Source organism: Desulfopila aestuarii DSM 18488, assembly GCF_900143695.1.
Classification (GTDB): Bacteria; Desulfobacterota; Desulfobulbia; order Desulfobulbales; family Desulfocapsaceae; genus Desulfopila; species Desulfopila aestuarii.
This window is the reverse complement of record NZ_FRFE01000003.1, coordinates 250,622-273,563: the sequence shown is the minus strand read 5'-3', so window position 1 is coordinate 273,563 and position 22,942 is coordinate 250,622. Positions and strand designations below refer to the sequence as shown.

Here is a 22,942-nt window from a genome sequence, read left to right as displayed (position 1 = left end):
AACTTGCCTTCTCTCTTCTGCATAAGCTAAAAAAGTTTTCACCAAATGGAAAAATCTGTTATCACATCCTGATGAATTTGCTACCTGATCGATTCCTGGCAGAACGAATAGGGATCATGAAAGTGTTGTGCGGTTGCTTCACTGGTTTCATGGCTTTGATACTGAAATCAACGAATTGATGAGTGTCCAACAGTTGGTACGATGTTGTATATTGGTGACTTTCGTTTTCAATATTTTCGTGCCAATGGTCAATATATTCTTTTTAAGCGTAATTATGGAGGAAAGGTATGACTGACGAGCAAGGCACCGCAGGTGCAGTTTTGGTCGTAGGCGGAGGTATCAGTGGCCTGACAGCTGCCCTCGAAACCGCCGAAGTCGGAAACGACGTATTCCTGGTCGAAAAAAGCCCCACCTTTGGTGGTCGGGTTGCCCAGCTGAATGAGTATTTTCCGAAGATGTGTCCGCCGAGTTGCGGACTTGAAATCAATTTCCGTCGTATTCGGGACAATCGTAAGATTCGAACCTATAGCATGACCACGGTGAAGGCTGTTTCCGGTGGTCCTGGTAACTACGAGGTTACTCTTGAGGTCGCTCCCCGTTATGTAAACAGTAACTGTACCGCATGTGGTGACTGTGCGGTTGCCTGTCCTGACGAGATTGACAATGAGTTTAACTTTGGCATGGGCAAAACAAAAGCTGCCTACCTGCCGCATGCCATGGCGTTCCCTCGCCGTTATGTAATTAATAAGGATGCGCTCTCTGCAGCTGGTGCTGAGGCTGTAAAAGCCGCGTGTAAGTATGATGCGGTAGATCTCGAAATGAAAACCGAGACTATTACCATCAAGGTCGGCGCTATAATCTGGGCTACCGGTTGGGTACCCTACGACGCCACCAAAATGGAGAATCTGAAATTCGGTCAGTCCGATGCGATTATCACCAACATGATGCTGGAGCGTATGGCTGCTCCGAGTGGTCCGACTGGCGGCAAAATCGTTCGGCCCGGTGATAACAAAGAGATTGAATCAATCGGCTTTGTTCAGTGTGCAGGTTCCCGTGATGAAAATCATTTAGAATACTGTTCGCATATTTGCTGTATGGCAACATTCAAGCAGATGACCTATGTACGCGAGCAATATCCGGATGCTAAAATTTACGTGTTCTACATTGATCTTCGTACTCCTGGAAAATACGAAAAATTCCGTGAAGAGCGTATGGCTGACGCGAATGCCACTTTTATCAAAGGCAAAGTCGCTGAGATCGTTCCCGAGGCTGATGGCGGGGTGACCCTGATAGCTGAAAATGCCGTAACCATGGAAAAGCTTTCCCAGAAAGTGGATATGGCAGTTCTGGCAACCGGTATGCAGCCTTCACTGGCTTTCCAGGGTGCGCCTGTTGCCTTGGAAATGGACGCCAATGGTTTTGTCATCACCGATGCAGCGAAGGCTATGATTGCAGCTGGATGTGCAAAGAAAGCTGCTGATGTTGTGACCACTACTCAGAATTCAACCGCTGCTGCCTTGAAGGCAATTCAGGTTTCCAGGAGGTAAGAAACAATGGATAAAAAGTATTGTGCATATATATGTACGGGATGTGGCATCGGCGATGCTCTTGACATCGATGAACTTTCCGGAGTTGTTTCAGGCGAGATGTCCATGGAGTGCAAGACCCATCCGTATCTGTGCGGGAAAGAGGGACGTGCTCTGATTGAAGGCGATATAGCCGGTGGTATCAATACGGTAGTCGTTGGTGCCTGCTCTCCTCGGGTCATGACCAGCGAGTTTAACTTCGGCGAAGATAAGATCACTGTTCGTGCTAACCTCCGTGAGCAGGTGGTATGGGCTGAGGTCAAACCCGCTGAAGGTGAAGAGCCGCACGCTGAGGCCGCTGAACTGTTGCAGGAAACCGCTGCCGACTATATGCGGATGGCTTGTTCTCGAGCCAAGAAAACCGCTTTACCTGAAGCGTATAAACTTGAGGCCATCAACAAGACCATCATGGTCATGGGTGGTGGTGTATCAGGTCTGACCGCCGCCAAAGAGGCCGCTGCTGCTGGCTATGATGTTCTGCTTATTGAAAAAGAAGCGCAAATTGGCGGTAAGGCGCGTGGGTGGAGAAAATCTTTCCCGACCAAGGCTCCGTGGACCGATCTCGAAGAGAATCCTGTTGACGCGTTGATTGCAGAAATCACCGCAAATGCAAAGATTACCGTTAAAACAGGAACCGAAGTTGCACGTATTGGCGGGGCTCCTGGTGATTTCCGGGTTTCACTGAAAGCTGCAGGAGCAAAGACCGAGTGGGATGCACCGGCTAAGGTTACCGTCGATGAGCAGGAACTCATCGATAAAGGACAGAAAGAAGATCCCAACCAAGGTTTGCAGAAATACACCGCCGTCGATCCTGGGGCAGTTAAAGTCGGCGCTGTTGTTCTCGCGACTGGTTGGAAGCCCGCCGATGTCAGTCAGTTTGAGCATCTTGGCTACGGCAAGATTGCCAATGTGGTGACCAACGCCGAATTTGAAAAACTCGCGAAAGAAGGCAAAGTTCCGGCAAACGTCGCTTTTGTCCAGAGCCCTGGTGGAAAAGATAACGATAAGGATTTCCCGTATTGTAACTCTGTTACCTCCATGGTTGCCCTTAAGCAGGCCCAGTATGTATGTCAGGACAACGCTGAAGGAAAGGCTTACATCCTCTATCAGCATATGCGGACCCCTGGTTCCATGGAACTGTTCTACAAGGCTGCTCAGCTGAATGACGGCATCTTCATGACCAAAGGAAGTGTTGTTGAAGTTGGTGAGGCTGGTGGAAAGGTTACCGTAGCGGTTGAGGATACCCTTTTGGGCGAGAACCTGAACCTGGAAGTGGACATGGTAGTCCTTGCTGCCGGTATGGAGCCGACCACCCTGCATGAGAACACTATCAACCTCGCTTACCGTCAGGGACCTGCCTTCAACGATCTGTCGTTGTTTGACGGTTATGCAGACTCTCACTTCATCTGCTTTCCATACGAGACCAGAAGAACAGGTGTGTATAGCTGCGGTGGTGTTCGTAAAGCCGAGACCATGGAAGAGGCGGTTGACGATGCAACAGGTGCAGCACTGAAAGCCATTCAGTGTCTTGAGTCCACCGATCGTGGTGTTTCAGTTCATCCTCGCTCCGGTGACGCGACCTATCCGGAATTCTTCATGCAGCGTTGCACGCAGTGTAAACGCTGTACAGAGGAATGTCCTTTCGGCGCTCTCGATGATGATGAGAAAGGTACTCCGTTACCTAATCCGACCCGTTGCCGACGTTGCGGTACCTGCATGGGCGCATGTCCTGAACGTATCATTGGCTTTAAGGATTACAATATCGATTTGATCGGTTCCATGATCAAATCGATCGAGGTTCCCGAGGATGATGAGGATCGATTGCGAATTGTCGTTTTCGTCTGTGAAAATGACGCATATCCCGCACTTGATATGGCAGGTATGAAACGCCATGGTATCAATCATATGATCCGGTTCATACCAGTTCGCTGTCTTGGTTCTGTCAATATGGCCTGGATCCGCGATGCCCTGTCTGCAGGTATGGACGGTGCTATGCTGCTTGGCTGTACCTATGGCGATGATTACCAGTGCCACTTTGTTAAGGGTTCTGAGATCGCCAACAAGAGGATGGAAAATATCGGTGACACCCTGTCAACTCTTGGCCTTGAGCCTGAGAGATGTGCAGCCGAGCAGGTTGCCATTACCGATTATGACAAGATTCCACAGATTCTCAATGACTTTGTCGAGTCGATTGTCGAGATGGGACCGAATCCGTTCAAGGGCTTCTAAAACCTGTTGTTTATCATGAACTTCAACCGCAGAGTTACATCTCTGCGGTTGTTAATTTCTCGAATTTCGAGTGCGTATTTTTTTAAAGAGAATCATGATTCAACGTTTTTGATAATATAACAGGAGGGAAAAAATGAAAGTTCAACCAGATTTAGAATTTATCAAATCGCTCAAGCTTGCGGGTGGTGATACACTGAAAAAGTGTTATCAATGTGCAACCTGTTCGGTCGCCTGCCCGCTTTCCTCTGACCAGAAGCCATTTCCACGTAAGGAAATGATCTGGTCGCAGTGGGGTATGAAAGAAAATCTTATCGCCGACCCGGATGTCTTCCTCTGTCATCAGTGTGGTGACTGCACGGAGAAGTGTCCTCGTGGTGCGAAGCCTGGCGAGGTGCTCGGTGCTATCCGATCCTACGCTTACACGTATTATGGCTGGCCTGCTGGTCTTGCCAAGCTCGCGACCAGCGCCAAGAACCTGCCGATGCTGATCGGTGTTCCTGCCCTGATCATCCTGATTTTCTGGTTCCTTTCTGGCGCAATGCATATTCCGTCAGTGGAAGAATTCGCCAAGAAGGGATATACCAACTTCTTTGGTCACTGGGATTTCAAGTGGTATGCAAAAAACATCTTTTTCATCGTCGCCTTTATGGTACCTGCGGCAGGCATCGCTGCCTTCTCTATCTATAAGGGTATCACAAAGATGTGGGCCTCGATGAGTAAGAACGCCGGTATCGAGCCAACATTCCGGCCGTCAGTTATGCAGTTCTTGACCCAGTTCCTTGTTCCGTCTGTTACCGAGACCCTTCAGCATAAGCGTTTCAAAGAGTGTACAACCAACGTGGATCGGGTAAAAGGGCATCTGCCTTTGGTGTTCGCCTTTATTGGTCTTTTTATCGTCACCTGTTGGTCGCTCTTTAAGCAGGATGTTCTTGGTCTCATCTGGCCGTCTCTTCATGGACCGTTGCCACTCATTGATCCTTTCAAACTGCTGGCAAATGCTTCAGCGATTGCCCTGTTGTACGGTATCTGGGTCCTTTGGACGAACCGTACTGCTATGGAAGCAAAAGGGAAATCCAGTCGTACCTTCTATGACTGGTTTTTGATCTGGGAAATCATGGCTGTTGGCGTAACAGGTTTTGGTGCTGAGCTGCTCCGTTGGGCAGGACTGCCGACATTTGGCTATATCGTATATTTCATGCACCTCGTATCTGTCATGATGCTGTTTCTGTACCTGCCGTACACCAAGTTCGCGCATATAGTTTACAGGACTACGGCGATGTGTTTCGAGAAATATCGTGAAAGTGGTTTTGCCAAGAATGTGATGAGCTGATTTTTTAGAATCATTGCTTACTGATGGTTTAAGGCCGGCTCCCACTTAAGGGGGCCGGCCTTTTTTTGATCTATAGCTATTGATATGTTTTGGAAGCTGGATAGAGCGAGGTCTGGGTTAAGAGTAGTGCTGTCAATCGAACTCATTACTACTTTTGGAAGCTCATTCACTGATATTTCACATCCTGTTGAACAATTTCAACGTCGGTCTTGGAAAAAAATACGAAAAGGAATACTATCTATGTATCCTGCAACATGTTGATTCACCGTTTTTATCACGGTCATGAATTCAGTGGTGAGGCAGGGTAGTTCTGAAAAACGTGTTGGCGCGTAAAAAAATAGGTTGAATAAAAGGAATTGAAAGAGTATATTCCCGTGCTTTGTAAGCTGGCGTAGCTCAATTGGCAGAGCAGCTGATTTGTAATCAGCAGGTTGCGGGTTCAAGTCCCATCGCCAGCTCCAGAAAATGTAAAAAAGTACTTTACAAAGTGCTGATGAGAGTATAAAGAGTGTCTGTCATTTTTACTGATGACATTCACATGAAGGAGGGGTTCCCGAGTGGCCAAAGGGAACAGACTGTAAATCTGTCGGCGACGCCTTCGGAGGTTCGAATCCTCCCCCCTCCACCACTCTCATACGCATGGATAGGGTCTTTACGCGAGCGGGAATAGCTCAATTGGTAGAGCATCAGCCTTCCAAGCTGAGGGTTGCGAGTTCGAGTCTCGTTTCCCGCTCCATGCAGTCTATACTAGAAGTAATTTGGCGCCCACGTAGCTCAGATGGTAGAGCGCATCCTTGGTAAGGATGAGGTCACCGGTTCAATTCCGGTCGTGGGCTCCAGTATCATTACGTTAATTCGAAAACAACTTTTAACGGCCTGAGGAGACAAGAGATATGTCAAAGGAAAAATTTCAAAGGACTAAACCGCATGTCAATGTAGGAACTGTTGGTCATATCGATCATGGCAAAACTACTTTGACAGCAGCCATCACTCGCGTTTTGTCTACTAAAGGTCAGGCTAAATTTACTGACTTCAGCGAGATCGATAAGGCGCCCGAAGAGAAAGAGCGTGGTATTACTATCGCCACTGCACACGTAGAGTACGAGACCACCAAGCGTCACTATGCTCACGTTGACTGCCCCGGTCATGCTGACTACATTAAGAACATGATCACCGGTGCTGCGCAGATGGACGGCGCTATCCTGGTTGTTGCTGCCACTGATGGTGCTATGCCTCAGACCCGTGAGCACATCCTGCTTGCTCGTCAGGTTGGCGTTCCGGCTATCGTTGTGTTCCTGAACAAGTGCGATATGGTTGATGATCCCGAGCTGATCGAGCTTGTCGAGATGGAGCTCCGTGAGCTGCTCGACAAGTACGAATTCCCGGGTGACGATATCCCATTCATCCAGGGTTCCGCTCTGCTTGCTCTTGAGAATCCGGACGACGCTGAGAAGTCAAAGTGCATTTGGGATCTTATGGATGCTGTTGATTCCTATATTCCAGAGCCGCAGCGTGAGACTGATAAGCCTTTCCTTATGCCGGTTGAGGACGTATTCTCTATTTCTGGTCGTGGTACTGTTGCTACCGGTCGTATTGAGCGTGGTATCGTTAAAGTTGGTGACGAGGTTGAGATCGTAGGTATTAAGACAACTCAGAAGACCACCTGTACAGGCGTAGAGATGTTCCGCAAGCTGCTCGACGAAGGTCAGGCTGGCGACAACATCGGAGCCCTGCTTCGTGGTGTGAAGCGCGATGATATTGAGCGTGGTCAGGTTCTTGCCAAGCCGGGTTCTATTACTCCGCACACCCAGTTTCAGGCAGAGTGCTACATCCTCGGAAAAGACGAGGGCGGTCGCCACACTCCGTTCTTCAATGGTTATCGTCCGCAGTTCTACTTCAGAACAACCGACGTTACCGGTATTGTCACTCTTCCGGAAGGAACCGAGATGGTTATGCCTGGTGACAACGTTTCTGTTACCGCCGAGCTGATCACCCCTATCGCCATGGATGAGGGTCTGCGTTTTGCTATCCGTGAAGGTGGTAGAACTGTAGGTGCCGGCGTAGTAGCCAAGATTATCAAGTAGTCACTGCGCAAATAGATAGCCCTGTCTCGACTCCTGTCGGGGCAGGGCCACATTTTGCTTAGGAAATAGATCAATGAGAGACATAATCACCCTCGCATGTGGTACTTGTAAGCGTCGTAACTATACGACGACCAAGAACAAGAAGAACACGCCGAATAAACTCGAGTTCAAAAAATACTGTCCTTTCTGTCGGAGTCATACTCCACACAAGGAGACGAAGTAACGGAACACAGGCCAGTAGCTCTAATTGGTAGAGCACCGGACTCCAAATCCGGGGGTTGGGGGTTCGAATCCCTCCTGGCCTGCCATTTTTATGGCAGGTGTTTTTTTTGTTGAAGATAAAGGATGCTCTCGTCCTCCAGTAAGAGAGAAACCTCATCTCGGACACAAGGTAATGGCAGGCAAGGCTATAAAATCGAAGAAAGGCAATGTGGTAGAGAAGGAACCTTCTCCTTTTGCACCTGCTCAGATAAAGAAATTTATTGAAGAGGTGAAGGTTGAATTCACCAAAATAGTCTGGCCGGATAAGAAAATGACACTGGGATTGGCCGGAATAGTCATTGTCCTGACATTTGTTGTGTCGGTATATCTTGGTTCTGTTGATCTGCTGCTAGGTAAACTTGTATCGTCTTTCCTGCGCTAGGACGATTTCAGGCTCCGTGTGAATGCGTAGAGCAGGCTGAATCGACAGGTACAGGACAGTTCTGCGCAAACAGTTAAGGGAAATACGACTCATGGCAAGACAATGGTACATTCTTCAGGTCCATTCTGGATTTGAGGACAAGGTGAAGGCCACTCTAGAGGAGAGGATCAAAAAGGAAGGGCTTGAAGAGTTATTTGGTGAGATTCTTGTTCCGACCGAGCAGGTGGTCGAGATGATTAAAGGATCCCGAAAAACATCTTCCAGGCGGTTCTTCCCCGGTTACATGCTGGTGAGCATGGAGCTTAATGACCAGACCTGGCACACCATTCATCAGAATATGCCCAGGGTTGTCGGATTTGTGGGCGATGACCGCAATCCCGTTCCGCTTTCGGACGAAGATGCGGCAAAAATTATTGGAAGAATTCAGGACGGATCCGACAGGCCTCGTCCTAAGGTCATTTTTGATGTCGGCGAGAACGTTCGTGTCATTGATGGACCTTTTGCAAATTTCCAAGGTGTGGTCGATGAGGTTTTCCCGGAAAAGGGAAGGGTACGGGTCATGGTATCCATCTTTGGCCGTGAGACACCAGTCGAACTTGAATTTGTTCAGGTAACCAACACTTGAAAGGCAGCTGACCCGGTACGTTGGCTGCTTTACGCAATCTACATTCGTGTAGACATAAATATTAAGAAAACAGCTTGTTAGTCGGAGTGTACAAATGGCCAAGAAAATAACGGCATACATTAAACTGCAGATTCCCGCCGGAAAAGCAAATCCTTCACCGCCTGTCGGTCCAGCTCTCGGTCAGCATGGCGTGAACATCATGGAGTTCTGCAAACAGTTCAATGCGAAGACCCAGGGTGTAGGCGATACCATCGTTCCCGTAGTCATTACTGTCTACCAGGACCGGTCATTCACTTATATAACCAAGACTCCTCCCGCTTCTGTTTTGCTGCTTAAAGCCGCAAACCTGAAAAGCGGTTCAAGCAATCCAAAAGCGGATCGTGTTGCTGAGTTGGGTAGAGACAAGGTTCGTGAGATTGCTGAAATCAAGATGCCTGATCTCAATGCCTACGATGTTGAGGCAGCCATGCGGATTATTGAAGGAACCGCACGAAGCTGCGGTATCACCATCGTCGACTGATTAATATTACACAAAACACACTGCTGATACGGACGTACGGAGCTGTATCGAGGTAGGAGGCTGCCATGCCGAAGCACGGAAAAAATTATAGAAACACTGTTGAGAAGTTTGACAAAGGCGCATTGTACACGCTTGAGGAAGGTGTTGCGAAAGCACTTTCCATGAAAATTGCAAAGTTTGATGAAACATTCGACATTGCCATGAAGCTTGGGGTTGACCCGAGGCATGCGGATCAGATGATTCGTTCATCTGTCGTATTGCCCAACGGTACCGGTAAGGTCACCCGTGTTCTGGTATTTGCGAAAGGTCCAAAAGAGGCAGAGGCCAAAGAGGCCGGAGCGGATTTTGTTGGCGCTGACGACATGGTCGCGAAGATCCAAGGTGGTTGGCTCGATTTCGATAAGACTGTCGCTACCCCAGATATGATGGGTACCGTCGGTAAGATCGGTCGTATACTTGGACCTCGTAACCTCATGCCGAACGCCAAACTCGGCACCGTTACATTTGACGTTGCCAATGTCGTGAAAGATATTAAAAGCGGTAAAGTTGACTTTAAAGTCGACAAAGCAGGTATCATCCACGCCGGTGTAGGTAAGGCCTCATTCGGTGCAGAAAAACTGATAGAAAACCTGCTGACCTTCATGGAAAAAATTATTCAGTTGAAGCCTTCTACATCAAAAGGCATCTATCTCAGGTCTATTACGGTTTCCACAACCATGGGACCTGGCGTTAAGCTTGATCCGGTTGCGATCAGAGCGCTTATTAAGTAGTAGCAGTGAAGAAAAGCATCTGCCTAGGCGGGTGCTTTTCTGGGGTCGAAGACAGCAGGTACGGATTGTTTAATCATGCACCGACATGACCTGCCGAGACGTAAGGTACTCTTCTTTTTGATTTACCAGCAGAGAGTAGACATATGGTCTTTCCATATGGCACCTGTAGCGGCGCTGTAATTGCTGTTTCGAAAAACAAGAAAATTCTCATCAGGGAGGAGCACTTTGAATCGTGATGATAAAGCGACAATAATCTCGGAATTGAACGACTCGTTCACCCGGGCTAAATTCGCAGTTGTCGCTGACTATTGTGGTTTGAAGGTCTCTGAATTACAGAAAATCCGCATTGAACTGCGGAATTGTGATTCCGAGATTCGCATAGCCAAGAACACTCTCCTGAAAAGAGCAGCCGCTGATACGGACAACGCGGTACTGAGTGATGCATTCACCGGTACAACCGCTGTGATCGTGGCGTATGGCGATCCGGTAGCACCTGCAAAGGTTGTTGCCAAGTTCGCAGATGATCATGACAAGTTCAAGATCAGGTGTGCCGCTCTTGATGGAGGGAAGCTCGAAGTGGCCGGGGTTATTGCCCTGTCCAAACTGCCGAGCAAGGAAGTATTGTTGTCCCAATTCCTGTCCGTACTCAACGGAGTTCCCACAGGGCTGGTTCAGGTACTCTCCGGTGTTCCGCGTACCTTTGGCTATGTTCTCAACGCCATCAAGGAAAAGAAAGAACAGGCAGCGGCCTAAATGTCACCTGCTTAACCAATTGTAAACTACATTCACTACGAGGTATTGTATAATGGCTATCACTAAAGAAGACGTAATCGATTTCATTGCTAATATGTCCGTACTTGAGCTCTCTGAACTGATCAAAGAGTTCGAAGAGAAATTTGGCGTTTCTGCTGCTGCTCCGGTTGCTGTTGCTGCTGTCGGTGCTGTTGCTGCGGATGCTGCTCCTGCTGAGGAGAAAACTGAGTTTGACGCAATTCTTGCTTCTGCTGGCGACCAGAAAATCAAGGTCATCAAAGAAGTTCGTGCCATCACCGGTCTTGGTCTGAAAGAAGCCAAAGAGCTGGTTGAGGGTGCACCTCAGACACTTAAAGAAGGCGTTACAAAAGAAGAGTGTGCTGATATCAAAGCCAAGATTGAAGCTGTTGGTGGTGTTGTAGAGATCAAATAGTCCACCTCGGCACAGGCATTCCACTATGGAGTGCACTGAAATACACGACACGCTACGGGCTCTGCCACGTAGCGTGTCGTGTTTTGGGATGCTGAAAATTTTGTAAAAAATTAGTTAGTAAAATCAAGCGATTACAAGGTTATCGCTATCGTTATTTCCGTTGGCAAAAGATTTAAAGAGTGTTTAGTGTTCTTTTTGCCGACGGCTGAATTGCGTAACTGGTTCATTTCTTGTGTTGCTCCGAATTTTCTGGAGACTTTTTGCGAGTTTGTCAATTAATCAAAAAAAAAGGAAAACACATGTCCGTAATCAATGTATCGCTCCATTCCACCGCTAATACCTGTCTCAATTATACAATATTTCTGGCAGTCGTCACTTTACAGAATCCGCACAATTTTCAAAATTACTTAAAATCTCATTGATTCAGCTTACCCTTGAATCTATCGATTTTCGGCACCTGACTGAGCTAAAACGTTTGTAACGATTTACTGGCAACCTCGAGGACAATTTATGGAACGAGTTAGAAAGAATTTTGCCACGGCTGCAACGATTATTGAGCCACCTCACCTTATCTCAATGCAACGCATCTCGTATGAGCAGTTCCTGCAGATCGACGCAGACCCTGATGAGCGCGAGGATATCGGACTGGAGGCAATCTTCAAGAGTGTCTTCCCCATCAACGACTTCAACGGACTCTGTTCCCTCGAATACGTTCGCTATAAATTCGGTGAGCCGAAATATACCGTGGAAGAGTGCCAGCAGCGTGGCATGACGTATGAAATTCCTCTGAAGATCGTGGTACGCCTCATCACTTTTGATGTTGACGAGGAAACTGGAGTTCAGACTATCCGTGATATCAAGGAGCAGGAGGTTTTCCTTGGCTCCCTGCCGATGATGACCGCCGATGGCGTCTTTGTTGTCAACGGTACAGAACGGGTAATTGTGTCTCAGCTCCAGCGTTCACCGGGTCTTTTTTATACCCACGATAATGGTAAGACGCATTCCAGCGGCAAGCTGCTCTATTCTGCAAGGATCATCCCCGTACGTGGCTCATGGATTGATCTTGAATTTGACATAAAAGATATCCTTCACGTCCGGATCGATCGGCGGCGCAAATTTCCGGTAACCACGCTGTTAAAAGCGATCGGTTATTCTTCCGAGGAGTTGTTGAGTGAGTTTTATCCTGTAAATACCATCACTCAGGAAGGTGAAAACTTCTTTATCGATTTCGACTCCGAGACTCTCGTTTCACAGAGGCTTGACTTCGACCTCATTTCCCCGGCGAACGGAGAGGTGCTGGCCAAAAAAGGCCGGAAGGTCAGTAAGGCATTATGCAAGCGGATCGCTGGCGAAGGTATTACCAGGGTACAGATTGTTGCTGAATCAGTCGTCGGGAAAGTACTGTCTGAAAACATTGTTAATCCTGCGAACGGTGAGATAATTGCACTCTGCAATACAGAAATCACCGAGACCATCCTGGAGACCTTGCAGAGTTCAGGCATTACCGCCTTTAAGGTACTCTTTATCGATGGTGTCAAGTATTCCGACTCCTTTAGCAGGACTCTCGCGGTTGATAAAGTTGCATCCTCTGAAGAGGGGCTGCTCGAAATTTATCGCCGGCTCAGGCCTTCTAGTCCGCCAACTGTTGAGGTTGCCCAGGGATTTTTTGATAACCTCTTCTTTAATGCCGATCTTTATGATCTTTCCGAGGTAGGACGTTACAAGATAAACGCTCGACTCGGTCTTGATATAGATATCAATAACAGGGCGTTGACCAAGGAAGATATCGTCGAGTCGATAAAATATCTTGTGCGGTTGAAAGACACCCAGGGTGCTGTCGATGATATTGATCATCTTGGCAACCGTCGTGTAAGAACCGTTGGCGAGCTGGTGGAAAACCAGTATCGCATGGGTCTCGTCCGTATGGAACGGGCTATCAAGGAGCGGATGACATTGCAGGATGTCGAGACGCTTATGCCCCATGACCTGGTGAACCCCAAACCGATTTCTGCGGCAATAAAAGAGTTTTTCGGGACCTCCCAGCTTTCACAGTTCATGGACCAGACAAACCCGCTATCCGAGGTGACTCACAAACGTCGTCTCTCGGCTCTCGGACCTGGTGGTCTATCCCGCGAACGTGCAGGTTTTGAGGTACGTGACGTTCATCCTACCCATTACGGTCGCATCTGTCCGGTTGAGACTCCAGAGGGTCCAAATATTGGTCTGATTGTCTCACTTGCCACTTATGCCCGGGTCAATCCTTATGGTTTTATTGAAACGCCATACAGAAAGGTCGATAACCGGATTGTTCTGGACAAGATAGATTACTTGAGTGCTCTACAGGAGCAGAACCAGATCATTGCTCCGGCTCTCACCGTTATGGGCAACCAGAATGAGATAGCTGAAGGTAACCTCATTGTTCGAGAAGATGGTGAGGTTGTTACCTCTGTATCTGATCAGGTTACCTATATGGATATCGCGCCGAATCAGCTGGTGAGTGTTGCTGCCTCGCTGATTCCTTTTCTGGAAAACGATGACGCTAACCGTGCTCTGATGGGTTCGAACATGCAGCGTCAGGCAGTGCCTCTGCTCATTCCCCGGTCGCCGCTTGTCGGAACCGGTATGGAGCGTTATGTGGCCCGTGATTCCGGTGCTTGTCTGCTCTCCGCAGACGAGGGTGTTGTTGAAGAATCCGATGCGAACCGTATTGTTATACGATATGACAAGCCAGGTGTGGATGGATTTGATACCGGTGTAGCTGTTTATCGTCTCGAGAAATATAAGAAATCCAACCAGAATACCTGCTTTAATCAGCATCCGCTGGTCGTACCGGGCCAGCGTGTGACCAAGGGAACTGTCCTGGCGGATGGTCCTTCCTGTGAGTTTGGTGAACTGGCTCTTGGTAAAAACGTCACTATCGCTTTCATGCCATGGCGCGGGTTCAACTTTGAGGACTCGATTCTTGTCAATGAGCGGCTCTTGAAAGAGGATACCTTCACTTCGGTGCATATCGAGGTGTTTGAGACCATGGCGCGGGATACCAAGCTTGGAAAAGAAGAGATTACCCGGGACATCCCCAACGTCAGTGAAGAAACACTGAGAAACCTCGACGAGTCCGGCATTGTCCGGATCGGCGCTGAGGTGAAGGCCGGTGACACCCTGGTAGGCAAGGTGACGCCTAAAGGTGAAACTGTTCTTTCTCCAGAGGAAAAACTGCTGCGGGCTATTTTCGGCGAGAAGGCGCAGGACGTCAAAGATTCTTCACTTCGGGTTCCGCCTGGAGTGAGTGGTGTTGTTATCGACGCCAAAGTATTCTCGAGAAAGGGTGTTGATAAGGATGAGCGCTCCCTGATGATCGAGGATCTTGAGATCGAAAAACTCACCCAGGATAAGGTCGATGAACTGAACAGTCTCAAAAAAGGTGTATGCCGTGAGCTGGGCCTGATTATTGAAGGCCGCACAGCCAAAAAAGATATCTTCGATGGCAGTGGCCAGCTTGTTGTTGCACTCGGCAAAAAGATTGAAGCCGACATGGCTGTAGCTATCGGGTTCAACCAGTTGAGACATATCGACTTCTCTGAGAGAGCCAAATATGAGGAGCTGATCGAGGCAGCCTATCAGCGCTACGAGAAACAGGCTCGCCTTATCTCCGATCGCTATGAAGGTATCATTGACAGGATGCGAAAGGGTGATGATTTGCCTCCAGGCGTCGTGAAGATGGTTAAGGTCTATGTTGCAACCAAGAGAAAGCTTTCAGTTGGCGATAAAATGGCCGGCCGGCACGGTAATAAGGGTGTTGTTTCCCGATTGCTGCCGGAAGAGGATATGCCGTTTTTTGCCGACGGCACAACCGTCGATATCGTTCTCAATCCGCTTGGCGTTCCGTCTCGTATGAACGTTGGTCAGGTTCTTGAGGTTCATCTTGGTTATGCTGCGAGGAAACTTGGCGAGCAGCTTGATCTGATGGCACGGGAACAGGCTGTTGATATGATCCGGACCAAGCTGAAAGCCATCTACTCGCAGAGTGAGTATGAGGCCATTACTGAGGGCAAGACCGACCAGGAGATCATCGAATGGGCCAGAATCCATAGAAATGGTCTGCACATGGCTACTCCGGTATTTGACGGCGCCAAAGAGGATCAGATTCGCCGTCTGCTGGTGGAGGCCGGTCTTGATGAGGTTGGGCAGGTGCAACTGTATGATGGTCTTACCGGTGAACCTTTTGCTAACCAGGTAACCGTCGGTGCCATGTACATGGTGAAATTGCATCACCTGGTCGATAATAAAATTCATGCTCGTTCCACCGGGCCGTACTCGCTTGTTACCCAGCAGCCGCTTGGTGGTAAGGCTCAGTTTGGTGGTCAGCGACTTGGTGAGATGGAGGTCTGGGCTATGGAGGCGTATGGCGCCGCCTATACCCTGAAGGAATTTCTCACCGCAAAATCTGATGACGTGGAAGGCCGCACCACCATGTACGAGCGAATTGTCAAAGGTGACAACTTCCTCACCACGGGGCTACCGGAATCGTTCCATGTTCTGGTGAAGGAGCTGCAGGGGCTGTGTCTGAATATGGAGCTGATGGAGGAATAATCTATCAGCGCTGTCCAGACCAAAAGGCTGTACTGCAATTGCAGATTGAAGGAAAATCTCTTCAAGGTTCGGTGAATGAACATACCGAGCATATCCTATAATATGAGGGAGAGGTGATTTCGTGGAAGAATTATTTAATTTTTTTCAAAAACCGAAAGCCCCTACAAAATTTAAAAGCGTTAGAATTTCGCTGGCCTCACCAGAGAAAATAATGGACTGGTCCCACGGCGAGGTGAAGAAGCCGGAGACCATCAACTATCGGACATTCAAGCCTGAAAGAGACGGTCTTTTCTGTGCCAAGATTTTCGGGCCGGTGAAGGATTTTGAGTGTAACTGTGGCAAGTACAAGCGCATGAAACATCGCGGCGTGGTCTGCGAGAAGTGCGGTGTCGAGGTTATTCAGTCAAAAGTTCGCCGCGAGCGGTTGGGCCATATTAAGCTGGCTGCTCCTGTTGCACATATCTGGTTCTTGAAGAGTCTGCCCAGTAAGATCGGTGCGGTACTCGATATGACCTTGAAGCAGTTGGAGAGAATCCTCTACTTCGAGCAGTACGCTGTGGTTGAGTCTGAGGTCGAGGCTGTGCCGAAGGGCTCGTTGCTCACTGAAGAAAAATACCGGCAGGTACGAGAAGAGTTTCCAGGTCAGTTTCGGGTTGGCATTGGTGCCGAGGCGATTCGCGAATTGCTTTCCTCCATCGATTTAATTGAACTTTCTCGTGAACTTCGCGAGGAGATGTCAACCACCAACTCGCAAACCAGACGTCAGAAACTTGGCAAACGGCTGTTTGTGGTTGAGGCCTTTCGTGATTCCGGCAACCGGCCGGAGTGGATGATCCTTGAGGTTATTCCTGTTCTTCCACCAGACCTGCGACCACTGGTACCTCTTGAAGGCGGCCGTTTCGCAACTTCTGACCTCAACGATCTCTATCGCCGGGTTATTAACCGTAATAACCGACTTAAGCGACTGCTTGAGCTCGATGCGCCCGATATCATCATCCGTAACGAAAAACGGATGCTGCAGGAGGCTGTAGACGTGCTGTTTGACAACGGCCGTCGCGGAAGGGTTATCACCGGTGCCAACAAGCGACCGTTGAAGTCGCTTGCTGATATGCTGAAAGGCAAGCAGGGCCGCTTCCGTCAGAACCTGCTCGGCAAGCGTGTTGACTACTCCGGTCGTTCGGTTATCGTTGTCGGACCGCACCTGCGTCTGCACCAGTGCGGTATTCCGAAGAAGATGGCACTCGAGCTGTTTAAGCCGTTTATCTATAATAAGCTTGAGTCGAGAGGTTATGTCACCACCATTAAGAGCGCACGCAAGATGGTGGAGAAGGAAGTTCGTGAAGTGTGGGATGTGCTCGAAGAAGTGGTAACCGAATATCCGGTTATCCTCAACCGTGCACCAACTCTCCACCGTCTCGGTATGCAGGCTTTTGAGGCGGTATTGATCGAGGGTAAGGCAATCCAGCTTCATCCGCTGGTCTGTGCAGCATTCAACGCCGACTTCGACGGCGACCAGATGGCGGTGCATGTGCCATTGTCGGTTGAGGCCCAGGTTGAGGCGAGGGTGTTGATGATGTCCACCAACAACATCCTGTCTCCTGCAAACGGCGAGCCGATTATCATTCCGTCCCAGGATATTGTCCTTGGTCTCTATTACATGACCAGGGATCGCATCAACGCCAAAGGTGAGGGAAAGGTCTTTGCCAACGAGACGGAAGCACGTATCGCCTTTGATTATAACGAAGTCGACCTTCAGGCCAAGGTGAAAATCAGAAAGAACGGTGAGATTGTCGATACCACCGTGGGCCGGATCATTCTCGGTGAACTGATTCCGAAATCCGTGCCCTTTGTCGAAATCAACAAGGTGATGAGCAAGAAAGCGTTGGCCAAGTTGATTGACTATACCTACCGTAGTGCCGGCACCAAGGATACGGTTATTCTTGCTGATCGCTTGAAAGATACCGGATATGAGTTCGCTACCAGGGCGGGAATTTCCATTTCGATCAACGATATGAAGATTCCGCTCAGAAAAGAAGAGATGGTCGAGAAGGCTGAGCAGGATGTGCTGGATGTCGAGCAGCAGTATTCTGACGGTCTCATCACTTCCGGTGAGAAGTACAATAAGGTTGTCGATATCTGGTCCAAGGCCTCGGAAGATGTCGCCAACGAGATGATGAGCGAGATCAAGGTCGAGTACTTCAAGAATAAAGATGGCGATATCGAGGAAGGACCGAGTTTCAACTCCATCTTTATTATGGCCGACTCCGGCGCAAGGGGCTCACGCGATCAGATTCGTCAGCTGGCAGGTATGCGTGGTCTTATGGCCAAGCCGTCTGGCGCGATTATTGAGACTCCGATTAAGGCGAATTTTCGAGAAGGTCTCGGTGTTCTTGAATACTTCATTTCTACCCACGGTGCTCGTAAAGGTCTGGCCGATACCGCACTGAAGACAGCAAACTCAGGTTATCTTACCCGCCGTCTTGTTGACGTCGCTCAGGAAGTGACCATTATCGAGCGAGACTGTTTGACTCTTGACGGTATAGTCGCCGAGCCGCTGCTTGACGGTGGTGAGATTATTGTTCCGCTTGGAGACAGGATTCTTGGTCGTGTTGCCCTTGAAGATGTCGTTGATCCATATTCGAATGAGGTCATTGTCGAGGCCGGCGAGGAGATCACTGAGGAGAAGATCTCGAAGATTGAAGAAGCTGGTATAGATCGCGTCATGATCCGTTCGGTGCTCAGCTGTCGTGCCAAACGGGGTGTGTGTGCTCTCTGTTATGGCCGAGACCTTGGCCGCGGCCATATGGTTAACAAGGGCGAAGCAATCGGTGTTATCGCTGCTCAGTCTATTGGTGAGCCGGGTACCCAGCTGACCATGCGTACTTTCCATATCGGTGGTACTGCGAGCAGGGCGGTTGAACAGGCAGAGATCAAGACTCAGCGTGGTGGCAAGGTCGGATTTAAAAACCTTCACTATGTCGAAAACGCTGAAGGTATCAAGATTGTCATGAACCGTAACGCAGAGGTTGTCATTCTCGACGAACTTGATCGTGAGCGTGAGCGGTTCAAGGTTAACTATGGTGCCCAGATCGTGGTCGCAGAGGGTGGTCAGGTTGAACCCGGTACCGTTCTTGCTGACTGGGATGCCTATACTATTCCGATCGTTTCAGAGGTCGGTGGTATCATTAAATACGGTGATGTCTTAGAAGGTGTGACCATGCAGGAGAAGGTTGATCCTGTAACCGGTAAGTCGTCCAAAGTCATCATTCACTCCACCAGCAGCGCTCAGCTCAACCCGCGTGTTTCTGTGAAGAATGAACGTGGCAAGACATTGAAACTGCCGGATTCAGAGGTTCATGCTCGGTACAGTCTTCCGGTTGGCTCCATCATCTCCGTCAATGAGGGTGATGAGATCAAACCTGGTACCGTGGTTGGTAAGATTCCGCGAGAATCTTCAAAGACCAAGGATATTACCGGTGGTCTTCCGCGTGTTGCTGAGCTCTTTGAGGTACGTAAACCGAAAGAGCCGGCGATCATCTCTAAGATAGATGGTCGGGTCAGCTTCGGCAAGGAGCTGAAGGGGAAACGCCGCGTTGTTGTTACTCCGGAATTTGGTGAGCCTGAAGAGTATCTCGTACCGAAGTCCAAGCATATTATCGTCCATGAGGGCGACTATGTGCAGGCCGGTGAGCCGTTGATGGAAGGAACCGTCGTCCCGAACGATATTCTGAGCGTTCTCGGTGTCAAGGAACTTGCCAAGTTCCTGGTCAACGAGATCCAGGAGGTCTATCGTCTCCAGGGTGTTAAGATCAACGACAAGCACATCGAGGTCATTGTCCGCCAGATGTTGAAGCGGGTCATGATAACCTCAGCCGGCGATTCACGATTCATGATCGGGGAGCAGGTTGAGTGGTGGAAGTTTGAAGAAGAGCGTGACCGGTTGATGGCAGAAGGTTTGAATCCTGCAGTTGCTGAACCGCTGCTGCTTGGTGTAACCAAGGCATCACTGTCCACGGAAAGTTTTATTTCCGCGGCGTCGTTCCAGGAGACTACCAAGGTGTTGACCAATGCTGCCATGGCAGGGAAGGTCGACGAACTTACCGGATTGAAAGAAAACGTTATCATGGGTCGGTTGATTTCAGCCGGAACTGGCCTTGATGGATGATGCGTGAGGCGTGTTAAAATTCAGTTGTAAATATTTTTGTCCTTGACACTCATGTGTCGTTAGGGTAAATAATTCCACTTTCGTGCAAATTTTAGTGGCGATACCTGCAGCTGAATTGCCAGAAATTATATATTAAACTGTTATACAAACAGGAGCAGTAGACGCAATGCCAACAATTAACCAACTCGTTAGGAGCGGCAGGAAGAAGATTGTCAAGAAGACAAATACTCCTGCATTGAAAGGGTGTCCGCAGAAAAGGGGTGTATGTGTGAGAGTTTACACAACAACTCCGAAGAAGCCGAACTCCGCTCTTCGTAAAGTCGCGAGGGTAAGACTCACCAACGGTATTGAGGTTACATCCTATATCCCGGGTATTGGCCACAACCTGCAGGAACACTCGGTTGTATTGATTCGCGGTGGTAGGGTAAAGGACCTTCCAGGTGTTCGTTACCACATCGTTCGCGGTACCCTCGACTCTTTAGGCGTATCTGCTAGACGTCAGGGCCGTTCTAAGTATGGAGCTAAGCGTCCTTCCTGATCGGAAGCCGACCTGAAGGAGAAGGAAATATATGTCTCGTAGAAATATAGCCAGCCGTCGTCCGATTGATGCCGATCCGCGCTACAACAGCGTGTTGGTAAGCAAGTTTACCAACGGTCTCATGGAGCGTGGCAAAAAGAGTACAGCAATGCGCATCTTTTATGATGCCATGGATATTGTAACTGACCGTATCGCTGATCAGGATCCAATGACCGTCTTTGAGGACGCGATGGAGAATGTTCGTCCGAAGGTTGAAGTTAAATCCCGCCGTGTTGGTGGTGCAACTTACCAGGTACCGATGGAAGTTCGTCAGTCCAGGAGGAACGCGCTCGCCATCCGCTGGATCATTAACTTTGCCAAGTCTCGTTCCGGAAAATCCATGTCGGACAAGCTTGCTGCAGAATTGATGGATGCATATAATAATCGTGGCGCTGCTGTGAAAAAGCGTGATGATACGCATCGTATGGCTGAGGCCAACAAAGCGTTCGCACACTATCGCTGGTAGGCGCACGACAATAAGGTGATGTCATGGGTTGGCATCAGCACTAACTTAAGAAAGAATTGAGGGAGGGCGATGACAACCCAGGTTGATCTGACAGACGTCCGTAATATTGGCATCATGGCACACATTGATGCCGGTAAGACAACGACCACTGAGAGGATCCTCTATTACACTGGTCGTTCGCATAAGATTGGTGAAGTTCATGAAGGTACAGCCGTCATGGACTGGATGGAACAGGAGCAGGAGCGGGGAATCACCATCACCTCAGCTGCAACAACCTGCTACTGGAATGAAAAAAAGATCAATATCATCGACACGCCGGGACATGTCGATTTTACCATTGAGGTAGAACGTTCCCTGCGGGTGCTTGACGGTGCAGTCGCCGTCTTCTGTGCTGTAGGCGGAGTTGAGCCACAGTCGGAAACAGTCTGGCGACAGGCCAACAAGTACCACATTCCGCGCATAGCCTTTGTCAACAAGATGGACAGGGTCGGCGCGAATTTTGAGCGATGTGTAAAGATGATCCGGGAACGTCTCGGGGCCAATCCGGTGCCCGTGCAGATTCCTGTCGGTAAAGAAGCCGATTTTGATGGGGTCATAGACCTCGTAAAAGAGAAGATGCTCACCTTTACAGAGCACACTCTTGGTCAGGAAGTAGTTGAGCAAGACATTCCTGCCGAATACAACGATATTTTCACGGCCGCACGTATGACACTCCTCGAGAAGTTGGCCGACTTCGATGAGGACGTCATGGAAAAATACTTGAGTGATACATCGGTATCTGCGACTGAGATTTATAGTGCTCTCAGAAAGGCAACAGTGGGGCTTGATATTGTCCCGGTCTTGTGTGGGAGCGCATTTAAGAATAAAGGTGTACAGCCTCTACTTGATGCTGTGATCGATTATCTGCCTTCTCCGCTGGATGTTCCGGCTATAGAGGGGATGGATAAGGATGGCGAAAGGCTCACAAGGAAGACCGACGCCAAGGAGAAATTGGCTTGTCTGGTCTTTAAGTTGATGAGCGATTCGTTTGTCGAGAATCTTGCTTTTGTCCGTCTCTACTCCGGTCGTCTGGCTGTCGGAGACAAGGTCTATAATCCTGCGAAGCAGAAGCAGGAAAAGATCAGCAAGATTCTGAAGATGCACGCAAACAAGCGCGAAGAGGTAAGCGAAGTATCGGCCGGTGATATCTGTGCAATTGTCGGGCTCAAGTTCACAACCACAGGTGACACGCTTTGTGAAAAAGGGGACTATATCCTGCTTGAGAGCATGGAATTTCCCGAGCCGGTCATCGGTGTCGCTATTGAGCCGAAATCGAAAGCTGAAGAAAAGAAGCTGTCCGAAACTCTGGACAAAATTGCCCTGGAAGATCCGTCTTTTACCATTTCCACCGACAAGGACTCAGGGCAGACGATCATCTCCGGCATGGGTGAGCTTCACCTCGAGATTATCGTGCACCGACTGATTCATGAGTTCAAGGTCGGCGCGAAGGTTGGTAAGCCGCAGGTCGCCTACAAGGAAACGATCACTGCAAGCTGCGGTGCCGAAGGCAAATTTGATCAGGCGACAGGCGCTAAAGGATTGTATGGTCACGTCATTCTTGAGGTTGCGCCACTACCTCAGGGAAGCGGAATTGAGTTTGAAAGTCAGGTTGACGAGACCCAGATTCCCCCACAGTATATCGGGGCGATTGAACGGGGTGTCAGAGACAATCTTGATTCGGGACCGCTGATCGGATACCCGCTGACCGACATCAAGGTAACGCTGACTGGTGGATCATTCCACGAGGATGAGTCTACAGACATGTCCTTTGGAGTGGCAGCTTCAATGGCGATTAGAAGGGCTACTGCTGATGCTAAGCCAGCACTGCTTGAGCCGATGATGGACCTGCAGGTGGTTACTCCCGAAGAATATATCGGGGATGTCATTGGCGATCTCAACCAGAAACGTGGCAAGATTGTCGGTGTTGAGGCGGAAGGTGATTTGCAGAATGTGAAGGCGCATGTGCCACTTTCAGAGATGTTTGGTTATTCGACTTCTCTGAGGTCAGCCACCCAGGGCCGAGCAAGTTTCACCATGCAGTTTCTCGAGTATAATATTGTCCCGACTGCCAAAGCCGAGGCGATAATTAAGAAAATCCGAGGAATTTAACGGATCGTATTTTAAGGAAAATA

Annotated in this window: 16 protein-coding genes and 5 tRNA genes; all 21 read left to right on the top strand. The window is 49.2% G+C overall.

Annotation, left to right across the window (positions count from 1 at the left end):
- The first annotated feature begins 287 nt into the window (after positions 1-287).
- The 21 genes from BUF15_RS04830 (at position 288) to fusA (ending at position 22,919) form a co-directional block, all read left to right on the top strand.
- Positions 288-1,547, top strand: a complete 1,260-nt coding sequence (locus BUF15_RS04830) for an FAD-dependent oxidoreductase (RefSeq protein WP_073612312.1) — start codon at positions 288-290, stop codon at positions 1,545-1,547.
- 6 nt (positions 1,548-1,553) lie between these two features.
- Positions 1,554-3,815 carry a hydrogenase iron-sulfur subunit gene (locus BUF15_RS04825; protein ID WP_073612311.1) on the top strand — a complete coding sequence of 754 codons (2,262 nt, stop codon included), beginning with the start codon at positions 1,554-1,556 and terminating at the stop codon, positions 3,813-3,815.
- 133 nt (positions 3,816-3,948) lie between these two features.
- The gene (gene qmoC, locus BUF15_RS04820; RefSeq protein WP_073612310.1) at positions 3,949-5,145 is read left to right on the top strand and encodes a quinone-interacting membrane-bound oxidoreductase complex subunit QmoC; all 1,197 of its coding nucleotides are present in this window, start codon (positions 3,949-3,951) and stop codon (positions 5,143-5,145) included.
- Between the two features lie 385 nt (positions 5,146-5,530).
- A tRNA-Thr gene (locus BUF15_RS04815) sits at positions 5,531-5,606 on the top strand.
- Between the two features lie 82 nt (positions 5,607-5,688).
- Positions 5,689-5,773, top strand: a tRNA-Tyr gene (locus tag BUF15_RS04810).
- A 32-nt stretch (positions 5,774-5,805) separates the two neighbouring features.
- Positions 5,806-5,881, top strand: a tRNA-Gly gene (locus BUF15_RS04805).
- 27 nt (positions 5,882-5,908) lie between these two features.
- Positions 5,909-5,984: transfer RNA gene (locus BUF15_RS04800), tRNA-Thr, on the top strand.
- A 54-nt stretch (positions 5,985-6,038) separates the two neighbouring features.
- On the top strand, positions 6,039-7,229 hold the full coding sequence (gene tuf, locus BUF15_RS04795; RefSeq protein ID WP_073612309.1) for an elongation factor Tu: 1,191 nt from the start codon (positions 6,039-6,041) through the stop codon (positions 7,227-7,229).
- A gap of 73 nt (positions 7,230-7,302) precedes the next feature.
- Positions 7,303-7,452 (top strand): 50S ribosomal protein L33, encoded by a 150-nt coding sequence (rpmG, locus tag BUF15_RS04790; RefSeq protein ID WP_073612308.1) that lies wholly within the window; start codon positions 7,303-7,305, stop codon positions 7,450-7,452.
- Positions 7,453-7,460: 8 nt separating this feature from the next.
- Positions 7,461-7,537, top strand: a tRNA-Trp gene (locus tag BUF15_RS04785).
- Between the two features lie 86 nt (positions 7,538-7,623).
- Complete coding sequence (secE, locus tag BUF15_RS04780) at positions 7,624-7,872, top strand: preprotein translocase subunit SecE (protein ID WP_073612307.1); 249 nt, start codon at positions 7,624-7,626, stop codon at positions 7,870-7,872.
- A gap of 91 nt (positions 7,873-7,963) precedes the next feature.
- The gene (nusG, locus tag BUF15_RS04775) at positions 7,964-8,497 is read left to right on the top strand and encodes a transcription termination/antitermination protein NusG (RefSeq protein ID WP_073612306.1); all 534 of its coding nucleotides are present in this window, start codon (positions 7,964-7,966) and stop codon (positions 8,495-8,497) included.
- Positions 8,498-8,591: 94 nt separating this feature from the next.
- Positions 8,592-9,017 carry a 50S ribosomal protein L11 gene (rplK, locus tag BUF15_RS04770; RefSeq protein ID WP_073612305.1) on the top strand — a complete coding sequence of 142 codons (426 nt, stop codon included), beginning with the start codon at positions 8,592-8,594 and terminating at the stop codon, positions 9,015-9,017.
- Positions 9,018-9,082: 65 nt separating this feature from the next.
- On the top strand, positions 9,083-9,787 hold the full coding sequence (rplA, locus tag BUF15_RS04765) for a 50S ribosomal protein L1 (protein ID WP_073612304.1): 705 nt from the start codon (positions 9,083-9,085) through the stop codon (positions 9,785-9,787).
- Positions 9,788-10,012: 225 nt separating this feature from the next.
- Positions 10,013-10,540, top strand: coding sequence for a 50S ribosomal protein L10 (rplJ, locus tag BUF15_RS04760; RefSeq protein ID WP_073612303.1), 528 nt, complete (start codon positions 10,013-10,015; stop codon positions 10,538-10,540).
- Positions 10,541-10,592: 52 nt separating this feature from the next.
- Positions 10,593-10,973, top strand: a complete 381-nt coding sequence (rplL, locus tag BUF15_RS04755; protein WP_073612302.1) for a 50S ribosomal protein L7/L12 — start codon at positions 10,593-10,595, stop codon at positions 10,971-10,973.
- A gap of 510 nt (positions 10,974-11,483) precedes the next feature.
- Positions 11,484-15,563: a DNA-directed RNA polymerase subunit beta gene (gene rpoB / locus BUF15_RS04750; RefSeq protein ID WP_073612301.1), complete on the top strand. Its 4,080-nt coding sequence runs from the start codon at positions 11,484-11,486 to the stop codon at positions 15,561-15,563.
- Between the two features lie 121 nt (positions 15,564-15,684).
- Complete coding sequence (gene rpoC / locus BUF15_RS04745; protein ID WP_073612300.1) at positions 15,685-19,728, top strand: DNA-directed RNA polymerase subunit beta'; 4,044 nt, start codon at positions 15,685-15,687, stop codon at positions 19,726-19,728.
- Positions 19,729-19,894: 166 nt separating this feature from the next.
- A complete protein-coding gene (gene rpsL, locus BUF15_RS04740) occupies positions 19,895-20,266 on the top strand; it encodes a 30S ribosomal protein S12 (RefSeq protein WP_073612299.1) in 372 nt (123 codons plus the stop codon).
- A 31-nt stretch (positions 20,267-20,297) separates the two neighbouring features.
- The gene (gene rpsG / locus BUF15_RS04735; RefSeq protein WP_073612298.1) at positions 20,298-20,771 is read left to right on the top strand and encodes a 30S ribosomal protein S7; all 474 of its coding nucleotides are present in this window, start codon (positions 20,298-20,300) and stop codon (positions 20,769-20,771) included.
- A 69-nt stretch (positions 20,772-20,840) separates the two neighbouring features.
- On the top strand, positions 20,841-22,919 hold the full coding sequence (gene fusA / locus BUF15_RS04730; RefSeq protein ID WP_073612297.1) for an elongation factor G: 2,079 nt from the start codon (positions 20,841-20,843) through the stop codon (positions 22,917-22,919).
- Positions 22,920-22,942 lie beyond the last annotated feature (23 nt).

Bases quoted from the DNA above. Each gene is read 5' to 3' on its own strand.
- rplA (WP_073612304.1), top strand. From the start codon at position 9,083: ATGCCGAAGCACGGAAAAAATTATAGAAACACTGTTGAGAAGTTTGAC.
- nusG (WP_073612306.1), top strand. From the start codon at position 7,964: ATGGCAAGACAATGGTACATTCTTCAGGTCCATTCTGGATTTGAGGAC.
- rpoB (WP_073612301.1), top strand. From the start codon at position 11,484: ATGGAACGAGTTAGAAAGAATTTTGCCACGGCTGCAACGATTATTGAG.
- rpmG (WP_073612308.1), top strand. From the start codon at position 7,303: ATGAGAGACATAATCACCCTCGCATGTGGTACTTGTAAGCGTCGTAAC.
- tuf (WP_073612309.1), top strand. From the start codon at position 6,039: ATGTCAAAGGAAAAATTTCAAAGGACTAAACCGCATGTCAATGTAGGA.
- secE (WP_073612307.1), top strand. From the start codon at position 7,624: ATGGCAGGCAAGGCTATAAAATCGAAGAAAGGCAATGTGGTAGAGAAG.
- fusA (WP_073612297.1), top strand. From the start codon at position 20,841: ATGACAACCCAGGTTGATCTGACAGACGTCCGTAATATTGGCATCATG.
- rpsL (WP_073612299.1), top strand. From the start codon at position 19,895: ATGCCAACAATTAACCAACTCGTTAGGAGCGGCAGGAAGAAGATTGTC.
- rpsG (WP_073612298.1), top strand. From the start codon at position 20,298: ATGTCTCGTAGAAATATAGCCAGCCGTCGTCCGATTGATGCCGATCCG.
- qmoC (WP_073612310.1), top strand. From the start codon at position 3,949: ATGAAAGTTCAACCAGATTTAGAATTTATCAAATCGCTCAAGCTTGCG.
- BUF15_RS04825 (WP_073612311.1), top strand. From the start codon at position 1,554: ATGGATAAAAAGTATTGTGCATATATATGTACGGGATGTGGCATCGGC.
- rplL (WP_073612302.1), top strand. From the start codon at position 10,593: ATGGCTATCACTAAAGAAGACGTAATCGATTTCATTGCTAATATGTCC.
- BUF15_RS04830 (WP_073612312.1), top strand. From the start codon at position 288: ATGACTGACGAGCAAGGCACCGCAGGTGCAGTTTTGGTCGTAGGCGGA.
- rplK (WP_073612305.1), top strand. From the start codon at position 8,592: ATGGCCAAGAAAATAACGGCATACATTAAACTGCAGATTCCCGCCGGA.